Source organism: Pseudomonas khavaziana (assembly GCF_036704165.1).
Lineage (GTDB): Bacteria > Pseudomonadota > Gammaproteobacteria > Pseudomonadales > Pseudomonadaceae > Aquipseudomonas > Aquipseudomonas khavaziana.
In genome coordinates this window covers 1,668,448-1,687,950 of sequence record NZ_CP129946.1, presented here as the reverse complement: position 1 = coordinate 1,687,950, position 19,503 = coordinate 1,668,448, and the positions used below count along the sequence as shown (strand labels likewise).

General features: G+C 58.7%; 17 protein-coding genes. 1 reads left to right on the top strand and 16 read right to left on the bottom strand.

The window, feature by feature from the left end; all coding sequences use genetic code 11:
- Nucleotides 1–47 precede the first annotated feature (47 nt).
- The 16 genes from dnaE to rpsB form a co-directional block, all read right to left on the bottom strand.
- The gene (gene dnaE / locus QYQ93_RS07380; RefSeq protein ID WP_338476627.1) at nt 48–3,569 is read right to left on the bottom strand and encodes a DNA polymerase III subunit alpha; all 3,522 of its coding nucleotides are present in this window, start codon (nt 3,567–3,569) and stop codon (nt 48–50) included.
- 76 nt (nt 3,570–3,645) lie between these two features.
- Nucleotides 3,646–4,278, bottom strand: a complete 633-nt coding sequence (gene rnhB / locus QYQ93_RS07375; RefSeq protein ID WP_338476626.1) for a ribonuclease HII — start codon at nt 4,276–4,278, stop codon at nt 3,646–3,648.
- Nucleotides 4,275–5,414, bottom strand: coding sequence for a lipid-A-disaccharide synthase (lpxB, locus tag QYQ93_RS07370; RefSeq protein WP_043049625.1), 1,140 nt, complete (start codon nt 5,412–5,414; stop codon nt 4,275–4,277). Before lpxB ends, rnhB begins: the two co-directional genes overlap by 4 nt.
- Before the next feature lie 2 nt (nt 5,415–5,416).
- Complete coding sequence (lpxA, locus tag QYQ93_RS07365) at nt 5,417–6,193, bottom strand: acyl-ACP--UDP-N-acetylglucosamine O-acyltransferase (protein ID WP_338476625.1); 777 nt, start codon at nt 6,191–6,193, stop codon at nt 5,417–5,419.
- Nucleotides 6,190–6,630, bottom strand: a complete 441-nt coding sequence (gene fabZ, locus QYQ93_RS07360; RefSeq protein ID WP_034118457.1) for a 3-hydroxyacyl-ACP dehydratase FabZ — start codon at nt 6,628–6,630, stop codon at nt 6,190–6,192. Before fabZ ends, lpxA begins: the two co-directional genes overlap by 4 nt.
- A gap of 111 nt (nt 6,631–6,741) precedes the next feature.
- A complete protein-coding gene (gene lpxD / locus QYQ93_RS07355; protein WP_043049623.1) occupies nt 6,742–7,797 on the bottom strand; it encodes a UDP-3-O-(3-hydroxymyristoyl)glucosamine N-acyltransferase in 1,056 nt (351 codons plus the stop codon).
- A gap of 3 nt (nt 7,798–7,800) precedes the next feature.
- A complete protein-coding gene (locus tag QYQ93_RS07350; protein ID WP_003172279.1) occupies nt 7,801–8,304 on the bottom strand; it encodes an OmpH family outer membrane protein in 504 nt (167 codons plus the stop codon).
- A gap of 45 nt (nt 8,305–8,349) precedes the next feature.
- Nucleotides 8,350–10,737 carry an outer membrane protein assembly factor BamA gene (bamA, locus tag QYQ93_RS07345; protein WP_043049622.1) on the bottom strand — a complete coding sequence of 796 codons (2,388 nt, stop codon included), beginning with the start codon at nt 10,735–10,737 and terminating at the stop codon, nt 8,350–8,352.
- Between the two features lie 74 nt (nt 10,738–10,811).
- Nucleotides 10,812–12,164: a sigma E protease regulator RseP gene (gene rseP / locus QYQ93_RS07340; protein ID WP_338476624.1), complete on the bottom strand. Its 1,353-nt coding sequence runs from the start codon at nt 12,162–12,164 to the stop codon at nt 10,812–10,814.
- Nucleotides 12,165–12,217: 53 nt separating this feature from the next.
- Complete coding sequence (gene ispC / locus QYQ93_RS07335; RefSeq protein ID WP_043049620.1) at nt 12,218–13,408, bottom strand: 1-deoxy-D-xylulose-5-phosphate reductoisomerase; 1,191 nt, start codon at nt 13,406–13,408, stop codon at nt 12,218–12,220.
- Entirely contained in the window at nt 13,405–14,211 is an 807-nt protein-coding gene (locus QYQ93_RS07330; RefSeq protein ID WP_043049619.1) for a phosphatidate cytidylyltransferase, read from the bottom strand. Before QYQ93_RS07330 ends, ispC begins: the two co-directional genes overlap by 4 nt.
- On the bottom strand, nt 14,212–14,967 hold the full coding sequence (gene uppS / locus QYQ93_RS07325) for a polyprenyl diphosphate synthase (RefSeq protein WP_034118451.1): 756 nt from the start codon (nt 14,965–14,967) through the stop codon (nt 14,212–14,214).
- Nucleotides 14,968–14,984: 17 nt separating this feature from the next.
- On the bottom strand, nt 14,985–15,542 hold the full coding sequence (frr, locus tag QYQ93_RS07320) for a ribosome recycling factor (RefSeq protein ID WP_043049618.1): 558 nt from the start codon (nt 15,540–15,542) through the stop codon (nt 14,985–14,987).
- Entirely contained in the window at nt 15,539–16,282 is a 744-nt protein-coding gene (gene pyrH / locus QYQ93_RS07315) for a UMP kinase (protein ID WP_003172271.1), read from the bottom strand. The genes frr and pyrH overlap by 4 nt, the downstream gene beginning before the upstream one ends.
- 211 nt (nt 16,283–16,493) lie before the next feature.
- Complete coding sequence (tsf, locus tag QYQ93_RS07310; RefSeq protein ID WP_043049617.1) at nt 16,494–17,357, bottom strand: translation elongation factor Ts; 864 nt, start codon at nt 17,355–17,357, stop codon at nt 16,494–16,496.
- A 191-nt stretch (nt 17,358–17,548) separates the two neighbouring features.
- Entirely contained in the window at nt 17,549–18,286 is a 738-nt protein-coding gene (rpsB, locus tag QYQ93_RS07305) for a 30S ribosomal protein S2 (protein WP_003219330.1), read from the bottom strand.
- Nucleotides 18,287–18,673: 387 nt separating this feature from the next.
- On the opposite strand from rpsB, the gene map reads away from it, so the two are divergent.
- On the top strand, nt 18,674–19,456 hold the full coding sequence (gene map / locus QYQ93_RS07300) for a type I methionyl aminopeptidase (RefSeq protein ID WP_338476623.1): 783 nt from the start codon (nt 18,674–18,676) through the stop codon (nt 19,454–19,456).
- Nucleotides 19,457–19,503: the final 47 nt, after the last annotated feature.

Here is a 19,503-nt window from a genome sequence, read left to right as displayed (position 1 = left end):
GTTTAGGTCGAGATTAAATGTTCAGCCGAGGTCAGGGGCGCTGACCGTCAACGGTATTGGAGGAAGACGTTGTCTCGCCCGAACTGGTCACGCAAAGCTTGAATCAAGCCATCGGCGGGATCAATTCGCCACGTCTCGCCAAACTGCAACATGGCCTTGGCGTCGCTGCCGGTGTACTCCATGGTCACCGGGCACGCGCCGCGGTGACGTTTGAGCAGGTCACCCAACCAGCGTAGCTGATCGCCTTTGAGTGCTTCGGTCTTGACCTTCAAGCGCAGGCTCTCGGCGAGGTTGGTACGGGCATCTTCCATGCTCATCACCCGCTTGATGCGCAGGCGCAGGCCGCCGGAGAAGTCGTCGTTGCTGACCTCCCCTTCCACCACCACCATGGCGTCGGTCTGCAGCAGTGACTGGGCGGAGTGGAAGGCGTCGGCAAACAGCGACGCCTCGATACGGCCCGAACGGTCGTCCAGGGTGATAAAGCCCATCTTATCGCCCTTCTTATTTTTCATCACCCGCAGGGCGATGATCATGCCGGCGACGGTCTGGGTATCGCGCGCCGGTTTCAGGTCGATGATGCGCTGGCGGGCGAAACGCCGGATCTCGCCCTCGTACTCGTCAATCGGGTGACCGGTGAGGTACAGGCCCAAGGTGTCTTTCTCACCTTTCAGGCGTTCCTTGAGAGTCAGCTCCTTGGCCTTGCGATGGTTGGCGTAAACATCCGCATCTTCTTCAACGAACAACCCGCCAAACAAGTCAGCGTGACCGCTGTCATGGGTACGGGCGGTCTGTTCGGCGGCCTTGATCGCCTCTTCCATGGCAGTCAGCAGCACCGCCCGATTGCGGTCGATATTGGCCTGGTAAGCCTTCGGCTCATCATGGAAATACGGGCCGAGCCGGTCGAGTGCACCGCTGCGGATCAAGCCATCGAGGGTACGTTTGTTGATGCGTTTGAGGTCAACCCGTGCACAAAAATCGAACAGGTCCTTGAACGGCCCATCCTGGCGCGCCTCGGTGATGGCTTCCACCGGGCCTTCGCCCACGCCCTTGATCGCGCCGAGGCCATAGATGATGCGGCCTTCGTCATTCACCGTGAACTTGAACTCCGAGGCGTTCACGTCCGGCGCGTCGAGGCGCAGCTTCATGGTGCGCACTTCCTCGATCAAGGTCACGACCTTGTCGGTGTTGTGCATATCCGCCGAGAGTACCGCCGCCATGAACGGCGCCGGGTAGTGGGCTTTCAGCCAGGCAGTCTGGTACGACACCAGGCCGTAGGCGGCGGAGTGGGATTTGTTGAAACCATAACCGGCGAACTTCTCCACCAGATCGAAGATGTTACCCGCCAGGTCGGCGTCGATATTGTTAGTTGCGCAGCCCTCAATGAAACCGCCACGCTGCTTGGCCATTTCCTCGGGCTTTTTCTTACCCATGGCGCGACGCAGCATGTCCGCACCACCAAGGGTGTAGCCCGCCATCACCTGGGCGATCTGCATCACCTGTTCCTGGTACAGGATGATGCCGTAGGTCGGCGCCAATACGGGCTTGAGGCCCTCGTACTGGTAGTCGGAGTGCGGGTACGCCAGTTCGGCGCGGCCGTGCTTACGGTTGATGAAGTCATCCACCATGCCCGATTGCAGCGGGCCCGGACGGAACAGGGCCACCAATGCGATCAAGTCTTCCAGGCAGTCGGGCTTGAGCTTTTTGATCAGCTCCTTCATGCCCCGGGATTCAAGCTGGAACACCGCCGTGGTTTCGGCTTTTTGCAACAGGCTGTAGGTCGGTTTGTCATCCAGCGGGATAAACGCGATATCCAGCGGTTCTTCGCCAACCTTGGCACGGTCGCGATTGATGGTCTTGAGCGCCCAGTCGATGATGGTCAGGGTGCGCAGGCCGAGGAAGTCAAACTTCACCAGGCCGGCCGCCTCCACGTCATCTTTGTCGAACTGGGTAACCAGGCCGTCGCCTTCTTCATCGCAATAGATCGGCGAAAAGTCGGTCAGCTTGGTCGGCGCGATCACCACGCCACCGGCGTGCTTACCGACGTTACGCACCACGCCTTCAAGCTTGCGCGCCATGTCCCAGATTTCTGCGGCCTCTTCATCGACCTTGATGAAGTCGCGCAGGATCTCTTCCTGCTCGTAGGCTTTTTCCAGGGTCATGCCGACTTCGAACGGGATCATCTTCGACAGGCGATCCGCCAAACCGTAGGACTTGCCCTGCACCCGCGCCACGTCACGGATTACCGCCTTGGCGGCCATGGAACCGAAGGTGATGATCTGGCTTACCGCGTTGCGGCCGTATTTCTCGGCTACGTACTCGATGACCCGGTCACGGCCGTCCATGCAGAAGTCGACGTCGAAGTCGGGCATGGATACCCGTTCCGGGTTCAGGAACCGTTCGAACAGCAGGTCATATTCCAACGGATCGAGGTCGGTAATCTTCTGCACATAGGCCACCAGCGAGCCAGCACCTGACCCCCGGCCCGGACCGACCGGCACGCCGTTGTTCTTGGCCCACTGGATAAAGTCCATCACGATCAGGAAGTAACCGGGGAACCCCATCTGGATGATGATATCCAGCTCGAAATTCAACCGGTCAACATAGACCTGGCGCTTGGCTTCGTAGTCTTCGGTGGTGTCCTTGGGCAGCAGGACGCTGAGGCGCTCTTCCAGGCCATCGAACGACACCTTGCGAAAGTATTCATCGATGGTCATGCCATCGGGAATCGGGAAGTTGGGCAGGAAGTGCTTGCCCAGCTTCACTTCAATGTTGCAGCGCTTGGCGATCTCGACGGAGTTTTCCAGGGCCTCGGGCAAATCGCTGAACAACTCCGCCATTTCTTCGGCGCTTTTGAGGTACTGCTCTTCGCTGTAGTTTTTCGAACGGCGCGGGTCATCCAGAGCCCGGCCTTCGCCGATGCACACGCGGGTTTCGTGGGCTTCGAAATCTTCTTTCTTGATAAAGCGCACATCGTTGGTCGCCACCAGTGGCGCGCCCAGCCTGTCGGCCAGGGCCACAGCGGCGTGCAGGTGCTCTTCATCATTGGGGCGGTTGGTACGTTGGACTTCCAAATAGAAGCGGTCCGGAAAAACCTGCATCCATTCGCGGGCCAGCACTTCGGCTTCCTGGGGATTACCGCCCAGCAGCGCGATACCAATTTCACCCTCCTTGGCCGCCGAGAGCATGATCACGCCTTCGCTGGCTTCGGCGACCCACTCGCGCTCGATGATGATCGAGCCGTTGCGCTGGCCGTCGATAAAACCACGGGAAATCAGTTCGGTGAGGTTGCGATACCCCACCCCATTCATCGCCAGCAGACTGATGCGGCTAAGGGGGTTATCCGGGTCTTTGTTGGACAGCCACAGGTCAACACCGCAGATCGGCTTGATGCCGGCGCCCATGGCATTTTTGTAGAACTTGACCAGAGAGCACATGTTGTTCTGATCGGTAACCGCCACCGCAGGCATGTTCATGCCCACCAGGGTTTTGACCAGTGGCTTGATCCGTACCAGGCCGTCGACCAGGGAGTATTCAGTGTGCAGGCGCAGGTGAACGAATGAAGCCGGCATAGTGATCCTGTCTTGATACATGAAAACAACAAGGCCCGGATTGTACCGGGCCTTGGTAAAAACATCAGCCTTGCCGCTAAACCTCGATCAGGCTCTCACGCGCCTCATAAGCCTGGCGCACCGGGGCAAAGGAGCGACGATGGATGGGCGTTGGGCCGAGGCGGGCCAGGGCTTCCAGATGAACGGGCGTCGGATAGCCTTTATGACCGCCCATGCCATAGCCGGGGTAGATCAAATCGAACGCAGCCATTTCGCGGTCGCGACTGACCTTGGCCAGGATCGACGCCGCAGCAATGGCCGGAACCTTGCCATCGCCCTGGACCACAGCTTCAGCGCGCATCGCCAGCTTCGGGCAACGGTTACCGTCGATCATCGCCAATTTCGGGGTGATATGCAGGCCTTCCACCGCACGCTGCATGGCCAGCATGGTAGCGTGCAAAATGTTCAATTCGTCGATTTCTTCTACTTCTGCCCGGGCAATATGCCAGCTCAGGGCTTTATCACAGATCTCGTCGAAGAGTTTTTCACGACGGGCCTCGGTGAGCTTTTTCGAATCGTTGAGCCCCAGGATCGGGCGGTTCGGATCAAGGATCACCGCTGCCGTGACGACTGCGCCGCACAGCGGACCGCGTCCCACTTCGTCAACGCCGGCCACCAGCTCATGGGCTTGGGCAACCAGGCTGAAATCCAGGCCCATTTGCGTGATCATAAAGCTCCCTGTTTTTGGCCGATCAAGGTCAATACGGCGTCGGCCGCCTGGTTCGAGGCATCACGTCGCAGGGTGCGGTGAATGTCGTCGAAACCACGGGTCTGCTCTTCGCCGCCGTCGATCAAGGGTAGTAGAGTTTGCGCGAGCGCTTCGGGCGTTGCATTGTCCTGCAATAACTCCGGCACCAGCAGACGCTGGGCCAGCAGGTTGGGCAGGGAGATGTAGGGGCTCTTGACCATGCGCTTGAGGATCCAGAAGGTCAGCGGCGCCAAGCGATAGGCCACGACCATGGGGCGCTTGTACAGCAAGGCCTCCAGGGTGGCAGTACCCGACGCGATCAGCACGGCATCGCAGGCTGCAAGGGCCAGGTGGGACTGGCCGTCGAGCAGGGTCAGCGGCAGGTCGCGGCCTTCCAGCAAGGTTTCGATCTGCGCGCGACGTTGCGGGCTGGCGCATGGCAATACAAAACGAACGCCCGGTTTTTGCGCTTGCAGACGTTCGGCGGCGTCAAAAAACAGCGCACCCAAGCGCCCGACTTCACCGCCACGACTGCCCGGCATCAACGCTACCAATGGGCCATCAGGCAAGCCCAATTCAGCACGCGCCGCAGCACGGTCAGCGTGCAGAGGGATGGCATCGGCCAGGGTATGACCGACAAACCGCACCGGCACGCCCTGCTCTTCGTAGAACCGCGCCTCGAATGGCAACAGGGTCAACATCAAGTCGCAGCCTTCGCGAATCTTCAACACACGCTTCTGTCGCCACGCCCACACGGACGGGCTGACGTAGTGCACGGTCTTGATTCCGGCCTGACGCAGCTTGAGTTCGATATTGAGGGTGAAATCCGGCGCATCGATACCGATAAACACATCGGGCTTTTCTTCAATGAGCGTCTTGATCAGCAGTTTGCGACGAGCGAGAAGCTCGCGCAGGCGTCCCAATACCTCCACCAGGCCCATGACCGACAGACGCTCCATGGGAAAATAGGAAGCAAGACCTTCGGCCTGCATCAAGGGGCCACCCACCCCGATAAATTCTACCGCGGGATGCTGGGCCTTGAGGGCACGCATCAGGCCTGCACCGAGGATATCGCCGGAAGCTTCACCGGCCACTAGCGCAATACGCAGGTTCGCCATGATCAGCGGGTGATGCCGCGAGTCGACGACTGGATCGAGTCACGGAACACCGCGACTTCCGGGAACAGCGTAGCCGGCTCGGTCAGTTCGGTCAGGGCCTGCTCAACCGTCAAACCCTGACGGTAAACGGTCTTGTAGGCGCGGCGCAGGGCGTGGATCGCATCCTCGCTGAAACCCCGGCGGCGCATGCCTTCGAAGTTCATGCTACGGGCTTCGGCAGGATTGCCGAACACCGTAACGAATGCCGGGACATCCTTGCCGATGGCAGTGCCCATGCCGGAAAAGCTGTGGGCGCCGATATGGCAATACTGATGCACAAGGGTGAATCCGGACAGGATCGCCCAGTCGTCAACGTGAACGTGGCCTGCCAACGCGGTGTTATTGACCAGGATGCAATGGTTGCCGATCACGCTGTCATGACCGATATGCGCATAGGCCATGACCAGGTTGTGATCACCCAAGGTAGTTTCGGCACGATCCTGTACAGTTCCGCGGTGAATGGTGACGCCTTCACGGATGATGTTGTGGTCACCGATTACCAGGCGTGTTTCTTCGCCCTTGTACTTCATGTCCGGGGTGTCTTCGCCTACCGAGGAAAACTGGTAGATACGATTGTGTTTGCCAATGCGGGTCGGACCCTTGAGGATCACGTGCGGCCCGATGACAGTCCCCTCGCCGATTTCCACACCTGCGCCGACGATCGACCAAGGGCCGACCTCAACGTCGGCGGCCAGTACGGCCGACGGATCGATGATTGCGCGAGGGTCAATCAAACTCATAGTTTGCGTTCCGCACAGATGATCTCGGCAGAGCACACTGGCTTGCCATCTACCGAGGCCTGGCATTCGAACTTCCAGATCTGGCGCTTGCAGCTGATGAACTTGGCTTCCAGGATCAACTGGTCACCCGGAGTGACCGGGCTGCGAAAACGCAGTTTGTCGGAACCCACGAAATAGTAAAGCGTACCGTCGGCAGGCTTGAGGTCGAGCATTTTAAAACCAAGGATACCGGCAGCCTGGGCCATCGCTTCGATGATCAACACACCCGGCATGATTGGATGCGCAGGAAAGTGACCGTTGAAGAATGGTTCGTTGATGCTGACATTCTTGTAGGCACGAATGCGCTTTTCCTCGACGTTGAGGTCCACTACACGATCCACCAGCAGGAACGGGTAACGGTGAGGCAGGTATTCGCGAATCTCGTTGATGTCCATCATTTCGGGGGGAAGCCTGTAATAAAGATTGGGGGCGGGCGGACTAAGCGCACGCCCCGCTAGCAAATCAAGGGAGCAGTCTAGCGGCTGTGCACACTTGATATGGAAATGGTATCAGCCTTCTGATGAAGCATTACCGCCAGGGGTCACGTCCCCAACACGCTTTTCCAGCTGTTTGATGCGTCGTGCCATATCGTCGATCTTCCTCAACCGCGCCGCACTCTTGCGCCATTCAGCCGCAGGTTGCATGGCGGTCCCGGAAGAATAGGCCCCAGGCTCGGTAATCGAGTGGGTCACCATGGTCATACCGGTGATGAAGACGTTGTCGCAAATGTCGATATGCCCGACCAGCCCGACACCACCGGCGAGCATGCAATGCTTGCCGATCCTGGTGCTGCCGGAGATACCCACGCAGGCAGCCATGGCGGTGTGATCGCCAATCTGTACGTTGTGGGCGATCTGGATCTGGTTATCGAGCTTCACACCGTTACCGATCACGGTATCGGCCAGGGCCCCGCGATCAACAGCGGTGTTCACGCCGATCTCTACATCGTCGCCGATCAATACCCCACCGACCTGGGCGATCTTGTGCCAGACACCCTTGGAGTTGGCAAAACCGAACCCTTCACCGCCGATCACCGCACCCGACTGAATGACCACACGCTGACCAATACGCACATCGTGGTAGAGAGTCACACGGGGAGCCAGCCAGCCACCGGCACCGATTTCACAGCGCGCACCGATAAAGCAGTGGGCGCCCACGGTCACGCCTGCACCGATACGCGCGCCACTCTCGATCACGGCAAACGCACCAATGCTGGCCGAAGGGTCAACCTGGGCATCCGGGGCGATCACGGCCGATGGATGAATACCGCCGGCCGCCTTGGGCTTTGGATCGAACAGGTGTGACGCCTTGGCGTACGACAGGTACGGGTCGGCCACCACCAGCGCGTCCCCGATAAACCCTTCGGCGTCAGCGGCCTTCAGCAACACGGCTGCGGCCTGGCAATCGACCAGGTACTTACGGTATTGGGGATTTGCAAGGAAGCTCAACTGAGCTGGGCCAGCCTCCTGCAAGGTGGCTAGCCCAGTGATTTCTTTCTCCGGGGAGCCACGCAAGGTGGCTCCCAGGAACTCGGCCAACTCGCCGAGCCTGATAGTCGCGGTCATGGGTTACTTCAGCTGGTTCATGCGCTCGATCACCTGGCGGGTGATGTCGTATTGAGGCTTGACGTCAATCACGGCGCCGCGCTCGAACACCAGGTCGAAGGCACCCTTCTTGATGACTTCTTCCACGGCGCTGTCGAGCTTGGGCTTGAGCTGCTTGAGCATTTCACGGTCGGCCACAGCCTTGGCTTCGTTCAGCTCCTTGGACTGAAACTGGTAGTCACGGGCCTTTTGCTTGAATTCAAGCTCCAGACGCTCGCGCTCGCCTTGCTGCATCTTGTCGCCACCGGCTACCAGGCGATCCTGGATGCCCTTGGCGCTGCTTTCCAACGTCTTGAGCTTGGTCAGTTGCGGACCGAACTTCTTCTCGGCATCCACCGCGTACTTCTTGGCCGCGTCGGATTCCAGCAGGGCCATCTGATAGTTCAGCACGGCGATTTTCATTTCGGCGAAGGCCGGGGTGGTTACCAGCACAGTGGCCAGCAGGACCAATTGAGTCAACTTACGCACGATGTACTCCTACAGAATCCGTTGTCGTTATCTTAGGTCAGACGCTTAGAACGTCTGGCCGAGGGAGAATTGGAAAATCTGGGTTTCAGCGTTATCCGGTTTCTTGATCGGCATGGCCAGAGCAAAGCTCAACGGGCCCAGCGCCGTCACCCAGGTCACACCCACGCCCACGGAGCTCGCCAGGTTGCTGAGGCTCACGTCGTTGCACTGGGTGTTGGACCGCGAACCGTTCGGGTTGGTGACTTGCTCACACTTGGAGTCGAACACGTTACCCACGTCCCAGAAGACCGAGGTGCGCAGCGAACGCTGGTCCTTGACGAATGGCAGCGGGAACAGGATCTCTGCACCACCCTGGATCAGCACGTTACCACCGAATGGCAGCGGGTCGTTGTCGTCGTCACGTCGAGTTCCAACGTTACCGGTTTGATCAACACCGCGGCTCGGGGTACCACGCGGACCCAAGGTGCTGTCCTTGAAGCCACGTACCGAGTTGAAACCACCTGCATAGTAGTTTTCATAGAACGGCAAGCCGTCAGTGGAACCATAACCGTCGCCATAACCCAGCTCAGTGTGCAGGCGCATGGTGTAGTTGTCGCTCAACGGCTGGAACAGCTGGCCGCGGTAGTCGAGCTTGAAGAACGACAGGTCGCTGCCCGGCGTGGTGACTTCCGCAGTCAGGCTTTGGGAGTGACCACGGGTTGCCAGCACACCTTTGTTCAGGGTCGACTCGGACCAGCCGGCAGACGCCTTGAAGTTCAGGAACTTGTCGCCTTCACGACGGGTGAAGTCAAAGATCTCATCCACGGTGTAAACACCGGTCTTGATCTCATCCTGTTGCGCGGTGATGCCAAAGGTCAGGCGCGAGGTCTCGCTGATCGGGTAACCAATGTTGGCGCCCACACCCAAGCTGTCGATCGCATAGCTTGCAACGTCAACGTCAAGGTCTTTGTAGTCGGTGGTGCGGTAGAAGGCGTTGTAGCCCAGGCTCACACCGTCAGCAGTCCAGTAGGGGTCGACATAACCGAAGTTATAGCGGCTCTGGTATTCGCTGCGGGTCAGGCCGATGGAGACCTTGTTACCGGTACCGAGGAAGTTGTTCTGGGTGATCGAGCCACCGAGGATCAGGCCGGCACTCTGTGCGAAGCCGACGCTGGCGGTGATCGAACCCGAGGCTTGCTCTTCAACGGCGTAGTTCACGTCAACCTGGTCATCCACACCCGGTACGGCCGGGGTTTCGACGTTGACTTCCTTGAAGAAGCCCAGGCGCTCGAGACGGGTCTTGGACTGGTCGATCAGGTAGGTCGAAGCCCAGCCACCTTCCATCTGGCGCATTTCACGACGCAGCACTTCATCGGCAGACTTGGTGTTGCCACGGAAGTTGATGCGGTTGACGTAGGCACGCTTGCCCGGGTCGACCACGAAGGTGATGTCCACGGTGTGGTCTTCATCATTCGGGGTCGGCACGCCGTTGACGTTGGCGAAGGTATAGCCTTCGTTACCCAGGCGACGGGTGATCAGCTCGGAGGTGGTGGTCATCAGCTTGCGCGAGAACACTTGGTCCTTCTGCACCAGCAGCAGGGACTTGACCTGGTCTTCTGGGACTTTCAGGTCGCCGCTGAGCTTGACGTCACGAACCTTGTACTTCTCGCCTTCGTTGACGTTGACGGTGATATAGACGTGCTTCTTGTCCGGAGTGATGGACACTTGGGTCGAAGCGATGTCCATGTTGATGTAGCCGCGGTCCAGGTAGTAGGAGCGCAGGCGCTCGAGGTCACCGGAGAGTTTTTCACGGGCGTACTTGTCATCGTTCTTGAAGAACGACAGCCAGTTGGTGGTCTTGAGTTCGAACAGGTCGACCAGGTCGTCATCAGCGAACTTGGTGTTGCCCACCACGTTGATGTGCTGGATGGCCGCCACGGTGCCTTCGTTGATATTGACCTTCAGGCCCACACGGTTACGAGGCTGCGGGATCACTTCGGTTTCCACGGTCGCGGAGTAGCGGCCCTGGGCAACGTACTGACGTTGCAGTTCGTTACGCACACCTTCAAGGGTAGCGCGCTGGAAGATCTCGCCCTCGGCCAGGCCGGATTGCTTGAGACCCTTCATCAGGTCTTCAGTGGAGATGGCCTTGTTACCCTCGATCGCGATACTGGCGACGGAAGGTCGCTCGACGACCGTGATAACCAGGACGTTACCTTCGCGACCCAGTTGGATATCTTGAAAGAACCCGGTTTTGAACAGCGCACGAGTGGATTCCACCAGGCGACGATCATCCGCCTGTTCCCCGACGTTCAACGGCAAGGCACCAAAGACGCTACCGGCGGAAACCCGCTGGAGGCCGTTGACACGAATATCGGAGATAGTGAAGGACTCGGCGTGAACTTCGGCGATCATCAATACGGTGAGAACCGCAGTTAGCAGCAGACGTTTCATGAAGTCCTTTCTTATTCCAACTGGCAATAAACAAACTGCCGCAAAATGCGGCAGATTCGCAATTCAGCGAAGCGTTACAGTCGTCCCAGATCGTTGACCAGAGCTAACAACATCACCCCGACCACCAAACTGATACCGATCTGTATCCCCCAACCCTGCACCCGATCCGACAAGGGGCGACCACGCACCCACTCGACCAGATAAAACAGCAGATGCCCCCCATCCAACACTGGAATGGGCAACAAATTCAGAACCCCAAGGCTAATACTCAGATAAGCCAGGAAATTCAGGAAATCCGCGACACCCGACTGGGCAGAAGCGCCCGCCACTTTAGCAATGGTTATCGGTCCACTCAAGTTTTTTACCGAGAGCTCACCGAACAACATTTTCTTGAGGGATTCGAGGGTCAGTACGCTCATGGTCCAGGTGCGTTTCGCGCCCTCGCCAATTGCCGCCAAAGGCCCGAAGCTGACCTCTCGCACCATCGACGGCGGCCACTCGACACCCTTGACTCCGGCACCCAGGTAACCCCCGGCTGCCTTGGCTTCTCCCCGAACCGACAAGGTTACCGGGACGTCAATTTGAGCACCCTCGCGCTCAACTTTCAGCACAATCTTGGTATCAGGCCGTACACGCACCAGGTCGACCACTTGCTGCCAGTCACCCAGCGCCTGGCCATCGAGGGCCAGCAGGCGATCGCCGGTTTTCAGGCCAGCTGCCTGGGCCGGGCCTTTCGGATCCAGCTCAGCCAGCACCGGCGGCAACGCAGGACGCCAAGGACGAATCCCCAGGGATTTGATCGGATCGGGCTCGTCGGCCCCCTTGAGCCAATGATCCAGCGCCAATGCCCGCGTGGTTTCGGCGCTGGAATCCTGGTCACGCACCACCACATTGACGGTGCCGCTTTCACCCAGGCGACGCACCAACTGCAAATTGACCGCGCCCCAACCCGTGGTTGGCTCGCCATCAATGGAAACAATTTCCTGCCCAGCGATCAGACCGGCCTTGGCGGCGATACTGTCCGCCTCGACCGCACCGATTACCGGACGCACTTGCTGGCTGCCCATCATGGCCAGCACCCAGAAGAACACTATAGCCAACAGGAAGTTGGCGATCGGGCCCGCTGCAACAATCGCGATGCGCTGACGAACGGTCTTACGATTGAACGATTGGTCCAATTGATCGGCGGGTACTTCGCCTTCGCGCTCATCGAGCATCTTGACGTAGCCACCCAGCGGGATAGCGGCGATCACAAACTCGGTGCCACGACGATCATGCCAGCGCAACAAAGGCATGCCGAAACCGACGGAAAAGCGCAATACCTTGACGCCGCAACGACGCGCCACCCAGAAGTGGCCGAATTCGTGGAAGGTAACCAGCACACCCAGAGCAACCAGGGTGCCGACAATCATGTAGAGCGCACTCATCTAATTTCTCCGCATTTCAATCCAATGCCTGAAGGCTCGAACCCACCCACAGCCTAACGCGTATTGCGGCCCAGCCATTGTCCGGCCAGGGCTCGCGCCTTGGTATCCGCCTCGAACACGGCCCCCAGGTCATTCACCGCCACGACAGACTCAAGGCCCAGGACGTCTTCGATGATACTCGCGATCTGTGGAAAGCGGATGCGCCGTTCGAGAAACGCCGCCACAGCCACTTCATTGGCCGCATTCAGCATCGCCGGCGCGGTGCCACCCGCCTCGGCCGCCTGCCGCGCCAGGCGCAGGCAGGGAAAGCGCTGTTCGTCCGGCGCTTCGAAGTCCAGGCGCGCAACCGCAAACAGATCCAATGGCGCAACGCCGGAATCAATGCGCTGCGGCCAAGCCAGGGCGTTGGCGATCGGTGTACGCATATCCGGATTACCCAACTGCGCCAACACCGAACCGTCTACGTAATCGACCAGGGAGTGGATTACGCTTTGCGGGTGAATCACCACCTCAACCTGGTCGGGCCGCGCATCGAACAACCAGCACGCCTCAATCAATTCCAGGCCCTTGTTCATCATGCTCGCCGAATCCACGGAGATTTTGCGCCCCATGGACCAGTTCGGATGAGCGCAGGCCTGGTCGGGAGACACATGTTCCAACTCGGCCAACGGAGTCTGCCGGAACGGCCCACCAGACGCCGTCAGCAGAATCCGGCGCACGCCGACCTGGCTCAAGCCACGGGCAAAATCCCCTGGCATGCATTGGAAAATTGCGTTGTGCTCGCTGTCGAGGGGCAACAGCACCGCACCGCTCTTGCGCACCGCTTGCATAAAGAGGGCGCCGGACATGACCAGGGCTTCTTTATTGGCCAGCAGAATCTTCTTGCCGGCATCGACTGCAGCGAGGGTCGGGCGCAAACCCGCCGCGCCGACAATCGCCGCCACAACGGTATCCACCTGCGTATCGGCCGACACTTGGCACAGTCCCGCCTCACCCACCAGGACTTGCGTGGCCAGCCCGGCAGTCCGCAGGTCATCCTGCAGACTCCGGGCTGCCGCGGCCTCGGGCACTACGGCAAAGCGCGGCGCATGGCGCACACACAAGGCCAGCAACTCGCTCAAGCGCGTGAAGCCGGTCAGGGCGAAAACCTGATAGCGATCAGGATGACGTGCAATGACGTCCAGGGTACTCAGCCCGACCGAGCCGGTCGCACCCAGTACGGTGACCTGTTGCAGGCGGCTCACGAAGCGATCATCCACAGCAGCACGGCGAAGATCGGCAGCGCGGCAGTCAGGCTGTCGATACGATCCAGCACACCACCATGCCCTGGCAGCAGGTTACTGCTGTCCTTTACCCCGGCCTGGCGCTTGAACATGCTTTCAGTGAGGTCACCCACCACCGAGATGAACACGACGATAGCCGTGCCCAGCAAGGCCAGGAAAATCTCCTTCACCGACCAGCCCCGCACCATACCGACTACCAGCGTGATCAGCAGCGTCAATCCCAAGCCGCCGTATACGCCTTCCCAGCTTTTGCCGGGGCTGACGGCCGGAGCCAACTTGCGCTTGCCGAAGGCACGGCCGGAGAAGTAGGCGCCAATATCTGCGCCCCACACCAGCACCATCACCGCCAGGATCAACTCGTTACCGAGGGGATAACGCTTGATTTCCACCAACCCTTGCCAGGCCGGCAGCAGAATCAGCAGGCCAATCACCAGCTTGCAGGCCACGCTCGACCACTGACCACTGGTGCGCGGGTAAGTCAGCACCAGGAATGTCGCCAACGCCCACCACAGCACTGCCGCACCCAGTACCCAAGGCGCAATGTCAGGCAGGATGTACATCAGGAACAACAGAACTGCGACCACTGCCGCATACGCCATACGCGGCAATTGGTTGCTGAAACCCGCCAGGCGCGCCCACTCCCAGGCTCCCAGCGTCACGACCAGGCCGATAAACAGCGCAAAGCCGGAACCTTCAAGCAGGAAAAAACCACACAAGGCAATCGGCAGCAGGATCAGCGCCGTGATGATTCGTTGTTTTAACATTTAAACCCGGGCTCCAGCTTCGATCTGCTCGCTCGTTTTACCGAAGCGACGCTGACGGGAAGCGAAATCAGCCAGCGCATTACGCATGGCATCGTGTTTGAAGTCCGGCCAGAACAGGTCGGAGAAGTACAACTCGGTGTATGCCATCTGCCACAGCAGGAAATTGCTGATGCGATGCTCGCCACCGGTACGAATGCACAAGTCCGGCAACGGCAGGTCGCCAGTCACCAGGCAGGTTTGCAACAGTTCAGGCGTGATGTCGTCCGGCCGCAGGTGACCGGCCTGCACTTCGCGGGCCAACCGCTGCGCTGCCTGGGCGATATCCCACTGGCCACCGTAGTTGGCTGCGATCTGCAGCACAAAACGATTACTGCCTGCGGTAATGGCCTCGGCTTCGCGCATGGCGGCTTGCAGTTCCGGGTGGAACCGCGAGCGATCACCAATGATGCGCAGACTGATGTTGTTGTCATTGAGGCGCTTGGCCTCTCGACGCAGCGCCTTGAAGAACAGGTCCATCAAGGCGCTGACTTCATCGGCGGGCCGCTGCCAGTTTTCACTGGAGAAGGCGAACAAGGTCAACACTTCGACCTTGGCCTCAGCGCACACCTCAATCACCGCCCTTACCGCGTCAACACCCGCTTTATGCCCGGCAACACCCGGCATAAAGCGTTTTTTCGCCCAGCGATTATTCCCATCCATGATGATCGCGACATGGCGCGGCACCACGGAGGGCACAGTCTGCTTGGTCTTTTCCATGAAGGCGTCCTGACCCCTTATACGGCCATCAGGTCCTTTTCTTTTTCTTCGGTCGCCTTGGTGATCTGCGCTTCGGCGTCCTTGGTCAGCTTGTCGATATCAGCGACGGCACGACGCTCTTCGTCTTCGCTGATTTCCTTGTCCTTGACCAGCTTCTTCAGGTCACCCAATGCATCACGGCGGATGTTGCGCACGGCAACGCGCGCATCTTCAGCGGCACTGCGTGCCTGCTTGGTGAAGCCTTTACGGGTTTCTTCAGTCAGGGCAGGCATGGAGATCAGCAGCAACTCGCCCAGGTTGGTCGGGTTGAGGTTCAGGCCGGCGCTCTGGATCGCTTTGTCCACAGCAGCAAGCATGTTGCGCTCGAAGGCCACGACTTGCAGGGTGCGCGAGTCCTTTACGGTGACGTTGGCTACGCTACTCAGAGGAGTGTCAGCGCCGTAGTAAGGCACCATCACGCTGCCCAGGATGCTCGGGTGCGCCTTGCCGGTACGGATCTGGCCAAATGCGTGGCTCAGGGATTCCAGGGATTTTTGCATACGCGCCTGGGCGTCTTTCTTGATTTCATTGATCATTGTTGGCCTTCCTCGATCAGAGTCCCTTCTGCGCCGCCGTGTACGATGTTCAGCAGGGCGCCGGGCTTGTTCATGTTAAATACGCGCAACGGCATCTTGTGGTCGCGGCACAGACAGATAGCCGTCAGGTCCATCACACCCAGCTTGCGATCCAGCACTTCATCGTAGGTCAGATGATCGAACTTCTCGGCATGCGGGTCTTTGAATGGGTCTGCAGTGTATACACCATCCACCTTGGTCGCCTTCAGCACCACGTCAGCATCGATTTCGATAGCGCGCAGGCACGCAGCCGAGTCGGTGGTGAAGAATGGGTTACCAGTGCCGGCAGCAAAAATCACCACTTCCTTGGCGTTCAGGTGGCGCATGGCTTTGCGGCGATCATAGTGATCGGTCACGCCAACCATGGAAATAGCCGACATCACGATGGCCGAGATGTTGGCGCGCTCCAAGGCGTCGCGCATGGCCAGGGCATTCATCACAGTGGCCAGCATGCCCATGTGATCGCCGGTGACACGGTCCATGCCTGCCGCACTCAGTGCCGCACCGCGGAACAGGTTGCCACCGCCAATCACCAAGCCGACCTGCACGCCGATACCGACCAGTTGGCCGACTTCCAGCGCCATGCGGTCAAGCACCTTGGGGTCGATCCCGAACTCTTCCGAGCCCATCAGGGCCTCGCCGCTGAGCTTGAGTAGAATGCGTTTATAGCGAGCCTGATAACCACTGCCCTGCTGAGCCATTGCGAATCTCTCCTGCGGCGTATTTTTTAAAAAATTCTTGGCGAGCCGTTTACGGCTTGCGTTCACTCTAGCTGGACGCTATCACAGCGCCATCGGAACACGGCTTTGTAAGCCAGTTCCGAGAGGAAACCAAATAAAATTGGCCTTCCCATTTGAAAAGAGGCTGCGCGCGTGAGCGGGCAGCCTCTTTCGGCGACAGTCTGGAACTGTCTTATTGCTTGGCGGCAGCCAGCTGGGCAGCAACTTCTTCAGCGAAGTTGTCGACCGGCTTATCGATGCCTTCGCCTACTTTGAAGTAAGTGAAGGAAACGATTTCAGCACCGGCTTTCTTAGCCAGTTCGCCAACCTTGATTTCAGGGTTCTTGACGAACGCCTGCTCAACCAGGCTTGCTTCAGCCAGGAACTTGCTGATACGGCCTTTGATCATGTTTTCAACGATGTTCTCTGGCTTGCCGGCGATCTTGTCGGCGTTGAGGCTCAGGAACACAGCTTTTTCACGTTCGATTGCGTCGGCAGACACTTCCGAAGGCAGCAGGAACTCAGGGTTGCTTGCAGCAACGTGCATGGCGATGTCTTTGGCCAGCTCAACATCGCCGCCTTTCAGAACAACCGCTACACCGATTTTGTTGCCGTGCAGGTAGCCACCAACAACATCACCTTCAACGCGAACCAGGCGACGGATGTTGACGTTTTCGCCAACCTTGCCGACCAGTACCAGGCGATCAGCTTCTTGAGCTTCGATCAGAGGCTCAACGGTGGTCAGCTTGTCAGCGAAGGCTTTCTCAACGCTGGCAGCAACGAATGCCTTGAAGTCATCCTGCAGGGCCAGGAAGTCGGTCTGCGAGTTCACTTCCAGCAGAACGGCGGATTTACCGTCTTCCTTCAGGGCGATGGCGCCTTCAGCAGCGACGTTGCCTGCTTTCTTGGCAGCCTTGATGGCGCCGGAAGCACGCATGTCATCAATGGCTTTTTCGATGTCGCCGCCAGCCTTGGTCAAGGCCTTTTTGCAATCCATCATGCCTTCGCCGGTACGCTCACGCAGTTCTTTAACCAACGCTGCAGTAATCTCTGCCATTTCAAAATCCTCTTGGATAGGTTTTCAACCATTCCACCCGATCAAACGGGCGATCAATTCTTCCCGAATCTCCGTTGTAGGCCGCTGCACGTTACAAATAATGTAGCTGCGCTGCCGACAAATGGTTTTCGAGGTGGCAAAAAGGGGGCCAAGCCCCCTTTTTGCTTACTGAGTCAACGCCAGGGCGTCAGTTACTCAGCGGCAGCTACCGGAGCTTCTTCAACGAACTGCTCGGTACCACCAGCAACGTGGTTGCGGCCACGGATTACAGCGTCAGCCATCGAACCCATGTACAGCTGGATAGCGCGGATTGCGTCATCGTTGCCTGGGATGATGTAGTCAACGCCTTCCGGGCTGCTGTTGGTATCGACTACGCCGATAACCGGGATGCCCAGCTTGTTGGCTTCGGTGATCGCGATGCGCTCGTGATCAACGTCGATAACGAACAGTGCGTCAGGCAGACCGCCCATGTCCTTGATACCACCCAGGGAACGATCGAGCTTTTCCAGGTCACGAGTGCGCATCAGCGCTTCTTTCTTGGTCAGCTTGGCGAAAGTACCGTCTTCGGCTTGCACTTCAAGGTCACGCAGACGCTTGATGGAAGCACGGATGGTTTTGAAGTTGGTCAGCATGCCGCCCAACCAGCGGTGATCGACGTACGGCGAACCGCAACGTGCTGCTTCTTCAGCAACGATCTTGCCAGCGGAACGCTTGGTGCCGACGAACAGGATCTTGTTTTTGCCCTGGGCCAGGCGCTCTACGAAAGTCAGCGCTTCGTTGAACATTGGCAGGGTTTTTTCAAGGTTGATAATGTGGATCTTGTTACGCGCGCCGAAAATGTACTTACCCATTTTCGGGTTCCAGTAACGGGTCTGGTGACCGAAGTGCACACCGGCCTTCAGCATATCGCGCATGTTGACTTGGGACATGATAGTTCCTTAATAAGTCGGGTTTGGCCTCCACGTATCCCAATGACCAACCAGCGGCTTCAAGGCCTCCGGCACCCAGGTCATCGTGTCGACACGTGTGTGGATTTAAGCTTTGCGGGGTATCCCCGGAAAGCGGCGCATTTTATACCACAGCATCGACAAAAACGAAACCCGCAATCACATTTGCCCCCCGCGACCTTTACCCAACCCCTTGAATAGAGCCAACCTGCCGCCACCTTATAGAGAGAAGCGATCACCAGACGCTCATGATTTGACACCATCGTCTGTTAGAATCGCGTTTTTTGGGACTTGCGCGAATACTTCAACCCTTTGTCGCGCCCCCGTGAACCGTATTGATTTCAGCGCGTCGCGCTAGAGAGAGCCTGTATGACCGTTACCTTGAAAACCGCCGAAGACATCGCAGGCATGCGCGTTGCCGGCAAACTGGCTGCCGACGTGCTGGAAATGATTGCCGAACACGTCAAGCCCGGTGTCACCACCGAAGCGCTGGACCGTATCTGCCACGACTATATAGTCAACGTGCAAAAGGCCATCCCTGCCCCGCTGAACTACAAAGGCTTCCCCAAATCGATCTGCACCTCGATCAACCACGTGGTCTGCCATGGGATTCCCGGTGACAAGCCGCTGAAGGACGGCGACACCCTGAACATCGACGTCACCGTGATCAAGGATGGCTACCACGGCGACACCAGCCGCATGTTCCACGTCGGCAACGTGCCGGTGTGGGCCGAGCGCCTGTCCCAGGTCACCCAGGAATGCATGTACAAGGCCATCGAGATCGTCAAGCCTGGCTGCCGCCTGGGTGACATCGGCGAAGTGATCCAGAAGCACGCGGAAAAGAACGGCTTCTCGGTCGTGCGCGAATTCTGCGGCCACGGCATCGGCAAGGTGTTCCACGAAGAACCGCAGATCCTGCACTACGGCAAGGCCGGCACCGGCATGGAACTCAAGGCCGGCATGACCTTCACCATCGAGCCGATGATCAACCAGGGCAAGTCCGACACCAAGGTACTGGGCGACGGTTGGACCGCCATCACCAAGGACCGCAAGCTCTCGGCCCAGTGGGAACACACACTGCTGGTCACCGACACCGGCTACGAGATCTTCACCCTGCGCGCCGACGACACAATCCCTCGCGTCTCTGCGTAAAAGGCTGTGCTGGTTTTCCCAGGCTGTGCTGTGACTGACTATTAGAT